Source organism: Streptomyces griseobrunneus (assembly GCF_046713465.1).
Lineage (GTDB): Bacteria > Actinomycetota > Actinomycetes > Streptomycetales > Streptomycetaceae > Streptomyces > Streptomyces microflavus.
In genome coordinates this window covers 2,433,952-2,446,740 of the sequence record NZ_CP177080.1, presented here as the reverse complement: position 1 = coordinate 2,446,740, position 12,789 = coordinate 2,433,952, and the positions used below count along the sequence as shown (strand labels likewise).

General features: G+C 72.0%; 10 protein-coding genes. 7 read left to right on the top strand and 3 right to left on the bottom strand.

Annotated features, from left to right (window positions below; genetic code table 11):
- The first annotated feature begins 244 nt into the window (after positions 1-244).
- A complete protein-coding gene (lon, locus tag ACK8N7_RS10660) occupies positions 245-2,665 on the top strand; it encodes an endopeptidase La (protein WP_403209700.1) in 2,421 nt (806 codons plus the stop codon).
- 102 nt (positions 2,666-2,767) lie between these two features.
- Here the strand turns inward: lon and ACK8N7_RS10655 are convergent, their stop codons facing one another.
- Positions 2,768-3,532 carry a polysaccharide deacetylase family protein gene (locus ACK8N7_RS10655; RefSeq protein WP_403209702.1) on the bottom strand — a complete coding sequence of 255 codons (765 nt, stop codon included), beginning with the start codon at positions 3,530-3,532 and terminating at the stop codon, positions 2,768-2,770.
- Positions 3,533-3,730: 198 nt separating this feature from the next.
- Here ACK8N7_RS10655 and ACK8N7_RS10650 point away from each other — a divergent pair, with 198 nt between their 5' ends.
- On the top strand, positions 3,731-4,213 hold the full coding sequence (locus tag ACK8N7_RS10650) for a MarR family winged helix-turn-helix transcriptional regulator (RefSeq protein WP_403209704.1): 483 nt from the start codon (positions 3,731-3,733) through the stop codon (positions 4,211-4,213).
- A gap of 22 nt (positions 4,214-4,235) precedes the next feature.
- On the opposite strand, the gene ACK8N7_RS10645 is transcribed toward ACK8N7_RS10650, so the two are convergent.
- Positions 4,236-5,027: a protein phosphatase 2C domain-containing protein gene (locus ACK8N7_RS10645; RefSeq protein ID WP_403209706.1), complete on the bottom strand. Its 792-nt coding sequence runs from the start codon at positions 5,025-5,027 to the stop codon at positions 4,236-4,238.
- Between the two features lie 363 nt (positions 5,028-5,390).
- On the opposite strand from ACK8N7_RS10645, the gene ACK8N7_RS10640 reads away from it, so the two are divergent.
- Genes ACK8N7_RS10640 through ACK8N7_RS10620 form a run of 5 tightly spaced genes read left to right on the top strand, consistent with a single transcriptional unit; the run spans position 5,391 to position 11,371 of the window.
- Positions 5,391-8,561, top strand: coding sequence for a sensor histidine kinase (locus tag ACK8N7_RS10640; protein ID WP_500445725.1), 3,171 nt, complete (start codon positions 5,391-5,393; stop codon positions 8,559-8,561).
- On the top strand, positions 8,558-9,037 hold the full coding sequence (locus ACK8N7_RS10635; protein WP_403209708.1) for a roadblock/LC7 domain-containing protein: 480 nt from the start codon (positions 8,558-8,560) through the stop codon (positions 9,035-9,037). Before ACK8N7_RS10640 ends, ACK8N7_RS10635 begins: the two co-directional genes overlap by 4 nt.
- Positions 9,034-9,450, top strand: a complete 417-nt coding sequence (locus tag ACK8N7_RS10630; protein ID WP_403209710.1) for a DUF742 domain-containing protein — start codon at positions 9,034-9,036, stop codon at positions 9,448-9,450. Before ACK8N7_RS10635 ends, ACK8N7_RS10630 begins: the two co-directional genes overlap by 4 nt.
- Positions 9,431-10,102, top strand: a complete 672-nt coding sequence (locus ACK8N7_RS10625; RefSeq protein WP_403209712.1) for a GTP-binding protein — start codon at positions 9,431-9,433, stop codon at positions 10,100-10,102. The genes ACK8N7_RS10630 and ACK8N7_RS10625 overlap by 20 nt, the downstream gene beginning before the upstream one ends.
- A gap of 33 nt (positions 10,103-10,135) precedes the next feature.
- Complete coding sequence (locus ACK8N7_RS10620) at positions 10,136-11,371, top strand: styrene monooxygenase/indole monooxygenase family protein (RefSeq protein WP_403209714.1); 1,236 nt, start codon at positions 10,136-10,138, stop codon at positions 11,369-11,371.
- A gap of 73 nt (positions 11,372-11,444) precedes the next feature.
- On the opposite strand, the gene ACK8N7_RS10615 is transcribed toward ACK8N7_RS10620, so the two are convergent.
- Positions 11,445-12,698 (bottom strand): C40 family peptidase, encoded by a 1,254-nt coding sequence (locus tag ACK8N7_RS10615; protein WP_500442021.1) that lies wholly within the window; start codon positions 12,696-12,698, stop codon positions 11,445-11,447.
- Between the last annotated feature and the right edge of the window lie 91 nt (positions 12,699-12,789).

Genomic DNA, 12,789 nt, shown 5'->3' with positions numbered 1-12,789 from the left:
TACGGAGGGCGGGGAACGGTACGGGCCCGGGGTGGCCGGGAATAGCCGTTCCCCGCCGGACGCTCCCGTGAACAGGTGCCCCGCTCGGCGGCGGACGGCGACGGCCAGGAACCGGCTGACTTCCTGGAACCCGCTGATTCCCCGGAATCGGCTGATCGCCCAGAGCGAACACCGCTCGGGGAACATTCGGCGGCTCACAAGCATTGAGTCCACATAGCTCAACTTGCCTGCCGAAGGGGAGATCATGACTACCGAGTCCAAGGCGTTCACACCGATCGACCTGCCCGTGCTGCCGCTCGACGACGAGGTCGTCCTGCCCGGCATGGTGGTGCCGCTGGACCTGTCCGACACCGAGGTGCGCGCCGCCGTCGAGGCCGCGCAGGCCGCTGCCCGCCCCGGCGGCGGCAAGCCCGAGGTGCTTTTGGTGCCGCGGATCGACGGGACGTACACGGGGACGGGTGTCCTCGGTACGGTCGAGCAGGTCGGACGCCTTGTCGACGGTGACCCTGGCGCGCTCATCCGGGCCCGCGACCGGGTCCGCATCGGGGCCGGGACCAGTGGCCCCGGCCGGGCGCTCTGGGTCGAGGGGACCGTGCTCGACACCGTCGTGCCCGACCCCCTGCCGGGTTCGGCCGCCGAGCTCGTCAAGGAGTACAAGGCGCTCGCCACCAGCTGGCTGAAGAAGCGCGGCGCCTGGCAGGTCGTGGACCGGGTCCAGCAGATCGACGACATCTCCGCGCTCGCCGACAACTCCGGATACTCGCCGTTCCTCACCACCGCCCAGAAGGTCCAGCTCCTGGAGACCGTGGACCCGATCGCGCGGCTGAAGCTCGCCATCCAGTGGCTGAGCGAGCACCTCGCCGAGCAGGATGTGGCCGAGTCCATCGCGAAGGACGTCCAGCAGGGCGTCGACAAGCAGCAGCGCGAATTCCTGCTCCGCCGCCAGCTCGACGCCGTACGCAAGGAGCTCTCCGAGCTCAACGGCGACCCGGAGGACGAGTCCGACGACTACCGGGCCCGCGTCGAGGCCGCCGACCTGCCCGAGCACGTCCGGACGGCCGCGCTCAAGGAGGTCGACAAGCTGGAGCGGTCCAGCGACCAGTCGCCCGAGGGCTCCTGGATCCGCACCTGGCTGGACACCGTCCTCGAACTGCCCTGGACCGAGCGCACCGAGGACGCCTACGACATCCGCGGCGCCCAGGAGATCCTGGACGCCGAGCACGCCGGCCTCGCCGACGTGAAGGAACGCATCACCGAGTACCTCGCGGTGCGCAAGCGCCGCTCCGACCGGGGCCTGGGTGTCGTGGGCGGCCGCCGCGGTGGCGCGGTCCTCGCCCTCGTCGGCCCGCCCGGCGTCGGCAAGACCTCGCTCGGCGAGTCCGTCGCGCACGCCATGGGCCGCAAGTTCGTCCGCGTCGCGCTCGGCGGGGTCCGGGACGAGGCGGAGATCCGGGGCCACCGGCGTACGTACGTGGGCGCTCTCCCCGGACGCATCGTGCGGGCCATCAAGGAGGCCGGCTCGATGAACCCGGTCGTCCTGCTCGACGAGATCGACAAGGTCGGCTCCGACTTCCGGGGCGACCCGGCCGCCGCCCTCCTCGAAGTCCTCGACCCGGCGCAGAACCACACCTTCCGCGACCACTACCTGGAGGTCGAACTCGACCTCAGCGACGTCGTCTTCCTGGCCACCGCCAACGTCCTCGAAGCCATCCCGGAGGCCCTGCTCGACCGCATGGAGCTGGTCCGCCTCGACGGCTACACCGAGGACGAGAAGGTCGTCATCGCCCGGGACCACCTCCTCCCGCGCCAGCTGGAGCGGGCCGGTCTGGAGAAGGACGAGGTCGCCCTGGAGGAGTCGGCGCTGCGCAAGCTGGCCGGCGAGTACACCCGCGAGGCGGGCGTACGGAATCTGGAGCGGGCTGTGGCCCGGCTGCTCCGCAAGGTCGCGGCCCAGCACGAACTGGGCGACCGCGAGCTGCCGTTCACGGTGACCGACACCGACCTGCGCGGTCTCATCGGGCGCCCGCACCACGTGCCCGAGTCCGCCCAGGACCCGGCCGAGCGCCGCACCGCGGTGCCGGGCGTGGCCACCGGGCTCGCGGTGACCGGGGCGGGCGGTGACGTGCTCTTCGTCGAGGCGTCGCTCGCCGACCCGGAGACCGGGGCGTCCGGACTGACCCTGACCGGTCAGCTCGGGGACGTCATGAAGGAGTCGGCGCAGATCGCGCTGAGCTTCCTGCGGTCGCACGGCGCGGAGCTGGAGCTGCCGGTCGCCGACCTCAAGGACCGGGGTGTGCACATCCACTTCCCGGCGGGCGGCATCCCCAAGGACGGCCCGAGCGCGGGCATCACCTTGACGACCGCGCTGGCCTCGCTGCTCTCCGGACGGCTGGTCCGTACGGATGTGGCGATGACCGGTGAGGTGTCGCTGACCGGCCGGGTGCTGCCGATCGGCGGCCTGAAGCAGAAGCTGCTGGCGGCCCACCGCGCGGGTATCACCACCGTGGTGATCCCCCAGCGCAACGAGGCCGACCTGGACGACGTCCCGGCCGAGGTGCTGGAGAAGCTGGACGTCCGCCCGGTCACCGACGTCCGCCAGGTGCTGGAGATCGCCCTCACCCCGGCCTCGGCCAGGGCGGCGGAGAGGATCCCGGCCGCGGCCTGACCGCCACGCAGTGACGGGCGCGGTATCAGGTGCGCGACCGGTACGGACGGCCCGCTTCCCGAGTCGACGGGGGCGGGCCGTTCCGCATGCCCCACGGACCGGTCAGGGGCGGTAGACCGTCCCCGGCACCGGCTCGGCCGGGGCCATCAGCTCGGGGACGGTCACGAAGGTGTAGCCGTCCTTCCGGAGCGCGTCGATGATCCCGGGCACGGCCGGCACGGTGCCCTTGTAGATGTCGTGCAGCAGGATGACGCCGTCCTTGCTCGCCTGGTCCAGGATCCGCTTCGTGATCAGCGCCGAGTCGTTGGTCGAGTAGTCCTTGGCGGTGGCGCTCCACAGCACCTGGGAGAGCCCCAGCTCCTTGCTGATCCCGGAGACCGTGTCGTCGGTGCGGCCCTGCGGCGGGCGCATCAGCCGGGGCTTCTTCCCGGTGATCTTCTCTATCGCCACCTGGGTCTTCTCCAGCTCGGCGCGTATCTCGTCCGGCTCCCGGTCGGTCAGGATCTCGTGCGTCCAGGTGTGGTTGGCCACCTCGTGGCCCTCGTCCTGGATGCGCCGCACGGTGTCCGGGTGCTTGACGACGTGGTTCTTGCCCAGCAGGAAGAAGGTGGCGTGGACCTTCTTCTCCTTCAGGATGTCCAGCAGCTCCGGGGTGTCCTTGCCCGGCCCGGCGTCGAACGTGAGGGCGATGCACTTCGCCTTGCGGCAGTCCGCCGGCCCGAAGGAGCCCTTGGCGTCGGACGCCGCGTCCTGCCGCGCCGAGCCCGGAGCCGTCGTCTCCATCGAGCAGCCGCCGAGCGCCAGTGTGAGCGTCGTCACCAGCGCGGCGGCCAACCCGCCACCGAGCAGGCTTGTCTTCTTGGGCACGGCACACCACTCCTCTGCGCGGAAACTTCCGCACAGGTGTGCGGTACGCCGAGGACTATACATAGCGTGTATACAGCGAGTGCATAATGGGATGCGGGACGCCGCTCATCCAGGCCTGCGAAATACTGGCGGGGCTGCGGCGCCGACCGGCCGTGGACGGCACTTTCATCGGCAGGAAACCGTACGAGGGGTACTGACGTGCACGGGAGCGAAAGCGCGGGGGATCCGGGCGCGACCGCCGGAACCGGTGGGGACCAGGAATTCCTGGCGCTGGAGCGTGAGCTCGCGGTCTTCCTGCGCCGGGCCCGGGCCAGCTCGGGCGAGATGGCCCGCGAGGTCCACCCCGAACTGGAGCCCGCCGCCTACGGCCTGCTCGTCCGCCTGGAGTCGGCGGGTCGGCAGCGGGCCACCGAACTGGCCGCCTACTTCGGCGTCGGCAAGGCCACCATGAGCCGCCAGCTGAGGGCCCTGGAGAACCTCGGGCTCGTCGACCGCGAGCCCGACCCGGCGGACGGTCGCGCCTGGCTCGTCCGGCTGACCGACGAGGGCCTCGCCCGCTTCAGCAGCGTCCGGGGCGCCCGGCGCGGGCAGTACGTCCGCAAACTCGCGGACTGGGACCGGGCCGAGGTGGCGGAGCTGGCCCGGCTGCTCCACCAGCTGAACGCCCGCGCCGAGGAGTGACCTCCGGGCCCGGGCGCCGGTGTCACAGCTCCACAAGGACCGCCGTCGCGTCGTCGTGCGTCTTGCCGCGCCGCAGCCGTACGCGCCCGGTGGCCGCGTCGGCCTCCTCCAGCTCCCGTACCCGGTCGATCAGCCCCTGGGGCCCCGCCTTGCGCAGCAGCTCCAGCGTGGCCGCCCAGTCGCCCTCGCGGAACATCTCCGTCCAGCGGCTCGCCCCGTCGGTCAGCGCCGCCAGGGACCGGACCCCGGCGGCCGGGACGCTGCCGGTCACCGCGCGTGAGGACACCGCCGGGTCGGCGGCGGCCGTGAAGAAGCCGCCCTCCTTGTTCCGCAGCCCGGTGTCGACGGCCACCGCTGAGGTCAGCGAGCCAGGTGGCAGCCGGTCGAGCCGGTCGTCGAGGACCGCCCGGACCGTGCCGTCCGCCCCTTCCAGCAGGAGCACCGAGTCGGAGAGCACCAGGTACTCGATCATGCGTTCGCCCCAACGCGCCACGACCACGGTCGCCTGAGGCGTACGCACGTGAGAAAGGTCACAGGTGGCCCGGTGGGCGTCGGCGGTGCGCCGGATGGACGCCGACAGGATCTCGGCCAGCTCCATATCTCGCCGTGAACCCGACAGTTCCACCAGCGCGCCACCCAGCCGGGCGGTGAACCAGGGGACGGAGTGCACACAACCGTCGTCCCCCTCCGGCGGTGTGACGCCGTCGAGCACCACCAGCACTCCCCCCTGGCCGGACGCGGGGAGGGCGGCCGATGCCCAGTCCTCGTTGGGGCGTTCGGAGCCGCCGGGGACGGTGACGAGTTCGAGGCGCATGGTGCCAGTCTGCACGAGGCCTTCACGGAGCCCGCACGGGAGCGGATTCCAGCCGTACCAGCAGGTCAACGCGGGCCCGATGCGCGGAGGGGAGACCTCCGGGAGAGTGCGGGCGGGCATCCTGCCAAAGGCCGCGCCGAAGTTCCACCCCACGCCCTATGCATGGTCAGGGGCGGCCCTGGGGAGACTTGTTCGCCAACTCAAGAGTGATGTTCACTCGTTCGAGTGGCGGAGCGGTTGATGCGCGCCCCCCTCTCAAAAGCACTGGAATGGTCAGAAGCCGTACCAGGAGCGGGGGGTCCTTCTATGTGACCGAGCGTCACCTCTGCTTCAAGGGTGGACGAGTCAAGATTGCGAGCACCGGTGCAGAAGAAGCGGCCGCGGAGCCAGGGCAGCACGCGCGACGGTTCCGGGGCGACGCCTCCGGCTCCGGGCGCCGACAAGCGGACCGTACGGGTACGGAGCCGGCTGGTCGCCGGTGTCGCCGTCGTCGGGGTCATCGTCCTCGCGGCGGGCGCTCCCGCGGCGCTGAGCGCCTCCACCGATCTGGCCGAGTCCCAGCGGCTGGTGACCCTCGCCGAGCTGAACCGGCAGGCCGTCACCCTGGCGCACTCCCTCGCCGACGAGCGGGACGCCGTCACCGCGTACATCGCCGGGGGCCGCGCCGATGACGGCAAGGCCGGCGAGGAGAACCGCCGTACCCGCACCACCCGGGTCGACCAGCAGATCGACGAGATCCACGGGCCGGCCCCCGCCGCCCTGCGACGCGACCTCTCCACCGTGCCCTCCCTGCGCCGTGACGCCCTCACCGGCAAGGGCTCGGCGCTGGACGCCCACCACGCGTACTCCGAGGTCATCGCCAAGCTGCACGGCATCTCCGCCGAGCTGGCCGGGAAGACCCCGCCGCGCGCCGCCGACGCCACCCGCGCCCCCCTCGCGCTCGGCGGAGCCGTCGAGCAGGCCTCCGCCACCCGCGGGCTCCTTCTCGCCGCGCTCGCCGTGCCGAGCCCCGAGCCCGCCACCCCGCAGACCGACCCCTTCACCGGGCTGCCGGTGGAGACCGAGGACGAGGAGAGCAGCCGGGCGGACCGCGACCGGGACGAGCTGAGCGCCGCCGCCCAGCAGGCCCGGGTCCGTGAGCTGGCCTCGCTCGCCGAGTTCGACCAGGCCGCGAACCCCATCGCCCGCGACAAGCTCTCCGCCACCGTCACGGGCCCCGAGGTCAACAGCGCGGAGAAGTACCTCACCCGCCTCACCGACCGCCCCGAACTCTCCGGCAGCGAGCGCAACACCAGCGCCAAGAAGCTGGAGGCCGCGCTCTCCGCACGGGTCGACCGGATGCGCAGCGTCGAGTCCGCCCTCGGAACCGCCCAGGTCCAGCGCCTGGAGGGGATCCGCGACGACGACGTCACCGCCCTCGAACTGAGCATCGCCCTGCTCGGCGGCTGCTTCCTGCTCGCCGTGGGCGTCTCCACCGCCGTCGCCCGCACCCTGACCCAGCCGCTCGCCGTCCTGCGCATCGGTGCCGCCCGCCTCGCGGACGAGCCTTCGAGCGCGGAACCGGTCCGCTACACCGGCCGCAACGACGAGTTCGCCCAGGTCGTCCGCTCGATGAACACCCTGCACGCCAGCCTCACCGGGCTGCAGCAGGAGTTCACCGGCCGCTTCGAGACCCTCAGCGGCGAGCGCGCCGAACTGATCGCGGGCCGAGAGGCCCTCACCCTCCAGCGCGCCGAACTCCAGGTCCAGGCCGCCGAGCTCGCCGCCCAGCTGGAGCGGCTGAAGAACACGGTCCACCACACCTTCGTCAACCTCTCGCTCCGCAACCTCGGCCTCGTCGAGCGGCAGCTCGGCGTCATCGAGAGCCTGGAGGAGCGCGAGCAGGACCCGGAGCGCCTGGCCACCCTGTTCAAGCTGGACCACATGGCCACGGTCATGCGCCGGCACAGCGAGAACATGCTGGTCCTCGCGGGCGCCGAGCACGGCCACGGCCACGCCGGTCCGATCCCGCTGGTCGACGTGGCCCGCGCGGCCGTCAGCGAGATCGAGCGGTACGAGCGGGTCACCATCCAGTCCCTGCCGCCGCACGCCCAGATCGCCGGGTTCGCCGCCGACGACCTCAGCCACCTTCTCGCCGAACTCCTGGAGAACGCGACCTCCTTCTCCCCGCCGGACTCCCATGTCGACCTCTCCGGCTGGCTGCTGGAGACCGGCGAGGTGATGCTCTCCGTGCAGGACGAGGGCATCGGCATGTCGACGGTCCGGATGGGCGAGCTCAATGCGAGGCTGGCCGACCCGGCCTCGTTCGAGGTGGGGGAGCAGAGTGCCGACGGGGCCGGACTGGGGCTCCAGGTCACCTCGTTGCTGGCCGCCCGGCACGGTGTGCGGGTCCAGCTGCGCGAGCAGAAGGGGAGTGGAGTGACGGCTGTCGTCGTCCTGCCGCAGGCCCTGCTGCCCAACTCCCTGCCCGCCTCGTCGCCGCCCGCGGTGCAGCTGCCCGGCGAGGCGCCGACGCTCAACCTGCCGGGCTCGGTGGCCGAGGCCAACTCCAACGCCCTGCCGAGCCGTACGCCGGTCCTGCCGATCCCGCCGGCCGCGTCCGGGACCGCCGCCGAGCCGACTGCCGGGCCGGTTGCCGAGCAGGCCGCCGAGCCGCCGCCCGAGCCCGCTGCGGAGCCCGAGCAGGCCGCCGAGCCGACGCCGGAGCCCGCTCCGGAGCCCCGGCCCGAGCCGGCCGCCGACCCCGCGCCCGCCGTCGACCCGATGATCGCCGCCGCCGAGCGGGCGATCCGCGAGGCCGCGGCGAAGGGGCCCGCGCCCGCCGAGGACGCCGAACCTGCCGCCGTACCGCAGCAGAAGCCCGAAGCGGACGCACAGGCGGCAGCAGAGGCAGACGCAGCGGCAGACACGGACGCCGGTCCGGAAGCCGGTTCGGACTCCGAGATCACCCTGCAGGTCCGGCTGCCGAAGTCCCCGGCGGATCCGGCCACCCCGGCGGCCCCCGCCCCCACCGAGGCCGCGCACCCCGACCCGTACGCCATCGGCCCCGACCGCCACGAGCGTCCGGCCGAGAGCGGTCCGGGCGACCAGGACCCGGACGGGCCCGCCTTCCGCCCCGCCCCCCGTGCCGAGGCCGCCGCCGACACCGTGCCCGGCCCCCGGAAGCCGCAGGCCGAGCGGGTCACCGACAAGGGGCTGCCCAAGCGCACCCCCAAGGTGGTCCAGCCCGAGGGCGCCCCCGCCACCTCGCGCACCGGCAGCCTGGACAAGGACGACCTGCGCCGCAGGCTGGGCAGCTTCCACCAGGCGGCCAAGGAGGGCCGGCGCGATGTCGAGGCGGAGATCGCCGGGTCCACCGGCTCCCTCGCCCTCGCCGACCACGAGGGCGTGACCACCGGCACCGCCGGGCACGAGACCACCAGCACCGCACCCGTAACAGGCACCGCACACGACACAGGGACCGAAGAGACCGGCGGCCGCACGGACCGCCGGAACGGAGAGACGGGGGACACAGTCGAGGAGGCACGCAGTTGACTGCGCCCAGCACGTTCGGGCTGAGTACCGAAGCCCGGAACCTTCACTGGTTGCTGAGCAATCTCGTGGAGGAGGTGCCAGGGGTCCACTCGGTCACCGTCGTCTCGTCCGACGGGCTGATGCTGCTCTCCTCCGACCCCGGACATCACGAAGCGAAGGCGGTCGGACCGTCGGACGGCCCCAAGGGGTCCAGCGCCGACCTGGCCACCATCGTCTCCGGCATCGGCTCGCTGACCGTCGGAGCCGCCAAGCTGATGGACGGCGGCGGCGTCAAACAGACGATGGTCGCCATGGACGAGGGCAGCGTCTTCGTCATGTCGATCAGCGACGGCTCCCTCCTCGGCGTCCACGCCACCCCGGACTGCGACATGAGCGTCGTCGCCTACCACATGGCCCTCTTCGTCGGCCGGGCCGGACACGTACTCACCCCCGAACTCCGCAGTGAGCTGCGCAAATCGATGGAGAGCGACCAGTGACGACCGCCGCCGCCGAACCCTCCCCCCGCCTCCCCGTCCGCGGGGCCGACAAGCGCCCGGCCCGGGTCCGGCCGTACTCCCTCACCGGAGGCCGCACCCGGTTCGGGCACGTCCTGCTCGTCGAGACGTTCGTGGCCGCCCTCGAAGCACCCGAGGAGCGCCGCGAACTGACCAACGGCAACCTGGTCTCGCGCGTCATGCCGGAGCTCCAGGCCATCGTCGAAATCTGCCGCCGGATGCGTACGGTCGCGGAGATCTCGGCCCTGTTGAAGATGCCGCTCGGAGTCGTCCGGGTGCTGCTCAGCGACTTGGCCGACCAGGGAAAGATCCGCGTGTACGGGACCGGTCACGGCACCGGCCAGCCCGACCGCGCACTGCTCGAAAGGGTGCTCAATGGACTCCGCCGTCTCTGAGGCGCCGCTCTTCGCCCCGCGTCAGCCGGGGCCCCGGGACCAGGCGTCACGGCCCGTGGACCAGGCCGAGGAATCCCTCCAGGCCTGGCAGCTCGACCACACCCGCGCCCCCACCGCGACCAAGATCGTGGTGGCGGGCGGATTCGGCGTGGGCAAGACGACGTTCGTCGGCTCGGTCTCCGAGATCACGCCGCTGAAGACCGAAGCGCTGATGACCCAGGCCAGCGAGGAGACCGACGACCTCTCCGCGACGCCCGAGAAGACCACCACCACGGTGGCCATGGACTTCGGCCGGCTCACCCTGGACGACGACCTCGTCCTGTACGTCTTCGGCACGCCCGGCCAGCAGCGCTTCTGGTTCATGTGGGACGACCTGGTGCGCGGGGCGATCGGGGCGGTCGTCCTCGCCGACACCCGGCGGCTCGCGGACTGCTTCCCCGCGCTCGACTACTTCGAGAGCTGCGGACTGCCGTACATCGTGGCGGTCAACCACTTCGAGGGGACGCCCGGTTACGAGGCGCAGGACGTCAGGGAGGCCCTGACCGTACCGCCGCACGTGCCGATAGTGATCATGGACGCGCGTAACAGGATCACGGTCGTCGAGTCGCTGCTGGCCCTGGTGGGCCACGCTCTCGACGTCACGCCTGCCTAGACCTCCTCGAATCAGAGACAACGGAGAGCCGCGATGCGGAAGATACTCATAGTCGGAGCCGGCCAGTCCGGACTCCAGCTGGCCCTGGGGCTGCAGTCCAGAGGGTACGAAGTCACCCTGATGTCCAACCGCACCGCCGACGAGATCCGCACCGGGCGGGTCATGTCGACGCAGTGCATGTTCCACACCGCGCTCCAGCACGAGCGGGACTACCAGCTGAACTTCTGGGAGTCCCAGGCCCCGAAGATCGAGGGCCTCGGCGTCTCCGTCGCCGCCCCCGACTCCTCCCGCGCCATCGACTGGGTCGGCAAGCTCGACGGGTACGCCCAGTCCGTCGACCAGCGCGTGAAGATGGCCGGCTGGATGGAGACCTTCGCCCAGCGCGGCGGGCAGCTCGTCATCCACGGGGCGGCCGTCTCCGACCTGGACTACTTCTCCCGCACCTACGACCTGGTGATGGTCTCGGCCGGCAAGGGCGAGCTGGTCTCCATGTTCGGCCGGGACGCGGCCCGTTCGCCGTTCGACGCCCCGCAGCGCGCCTTGGCCGTCGCGTACGTCCACGGGATGGGCCCGCGCCCCGAGCACCCGGAGTTCGACGCGGTCCGCTGCAATCTGGTGCCGGGCGTCGGTGAGCTGTTCGTGATGCCGACCCTGACCACCTCGGGCCGGGCCGACATCCTCTTCTGGGAGGGCATCCCGGGCGGCCCGCTCGACGCCTTCCAGGGCATCAAGGACCCCTCCGAGCACCTGGCGAAGACGCTGGAGCTGATGGAGAGGTTCACACCGTGGGAGTACGCCCGCGCCACCAAGGTCGAGCTGACCGACGCCAACGGCACCCTCGCCGGCCGCTACGCCCCCACGGTCCGCAAGCCGGTCGGCCGGCTCCCCGGCGGCGGCCTGGTACTCGGCGTCGCGGACGTCGTCGTCGCCAACGACCCGATCACCGGCCAGGGCTCCAACTCGGCCTCCAAGTGCGCCAACGCGTACCTGGACTCGATCATCGAGCACGGTGACAAGGAGTTCGACGCGCAGTGGATGCAGTCCACCTTCGACCGCTACTGGGACACCGCCCAGCACGTCGTGAAGTGGACCAACGCGATGCTCGGCGTCCCGCCGGAGCACGTGCTGAACCTGATCGGCGCCGCCGGCCAGCTCCAGCCCGTCGCGGACCGGTTCGCCAACGGGTTCGACGACCCGGCGGACTTCGACAACTTCTTCTTCGAGCCGGAGAAGACGGACGCGTACCTGGCGTCGGTCTCCGGAGCCTGAGCGCCCCCTGTTCCGGTGGCCGGACCCGCACCGCCGGTCCGGCCACCAGGCACGTCCAAGGGGTGTCCCGCGCCTAAGGGGCGTCCGGCGCCGCGTCCGTGCCGTACCCGGTGTCCGAGCCGTCCCGGGCGCCCTCGGGCAGGTCGGGGCGGGTGTACGTGGACAGCGGTACGCCGCCGGGGTCGGGGCGGACGGCCCCCAGCAGCGGGTTGGACGCCACCGGGGAGGCCTTCACCTTGGTGCCGGGGCGGGGCGCCTGCACCACCAGGCCGTCGCCGATGTACAACGCCACATGCGTCGCCTTCGGGAAGTAGATCACCAGGTCGCCGGGGCGGAGTGAGGAGACCGGCACCTTCGGGAGCTGCTTCCACTGCTCCTGGGACGTCCGGGGGATCGTCCGGCCCGCCGCCGCCCAGGCCTGGGAGGTGAGCCCGGAGCAGTCGAAGGAACCGGGGCCCTCGGCGCCCCACTCGTACGGCTTGCCGATCTGATCGATCGCGTACGCGATGGCGTCACGGCCCTGCCGCGTGGCCGGCCGGGCCGAGCTGAGCGCCCCGGAGGCGACCAGTTCGCGCTGGGCCGTGTCCACGCCCTGTTCTTCGAGCCCGGCCAGCTGGGCCAGCTGCTCGACCGAGAGCGTGGCCAGCAGCGTCTCCACCTCTTTCAGCTTGCCGCGCACGGTGTCGCGCTGCTTCTTCTGCTGGGCGGCCAGCCTCTTCTGCTGGTCGACAGCCTTGCGGGAGGCGGCGGCCAGGGCGTCGGCCCGGCGGGCGTCGCCGGTCAGCCGCTCCACCGTCGCCGAGCGGTTCGCCGCCACCCGCTCGATGACATGGCTCTGGTCCAGGGCGCGCAGGGGGTCCCGGGCCAGCAGCAGCTGGAGGTAGGCGGAGAACTCGGTGAGCCCCTGGTACTGCTCCCGGGCCAGCCGCCCGGCGTCCCCCCGGCTGAGCTCCAGCGCGGCCCGGGCCTTCGCCAGCTCCGAGCTCACCTTCTTCGCCTGTGCGGTCCGCTGCTTCAGCTTCTCGGCGGTGGCGTTGTAGGTCTCGCTCGCCTCCTCGGCCTCCTGGTAGCGCGTCTGCAGCTCGCGCAGGAGGGTCACGAGGTTGTTGGGGGCACCGGCTTCTGGAGCTTCAGGGACTTCCGGGGCTTCGGGGGCTTCCGGGGCGGTGAGGGCGGTCTCCGCGTCCACCTCCGCCGCGTCCTCGGGACGTACGGGTTCCTCGGACGGTACGGGGACCGGCTCGGCCGGTGAGGCGGTGGCGGGGGAGACCGCGAGGGCCGCGGCGAGGGCGGTCGTGCAGACCGCGCGCAGGAGCCTGCCTGACACGACATCACCTCCGTGACGGAGAGCGGGCCCGGAAGATTCGGGCTCGTCCACAAGTGAGCGAGCTAATCCGATTAATCCGGTCACTTGGTGT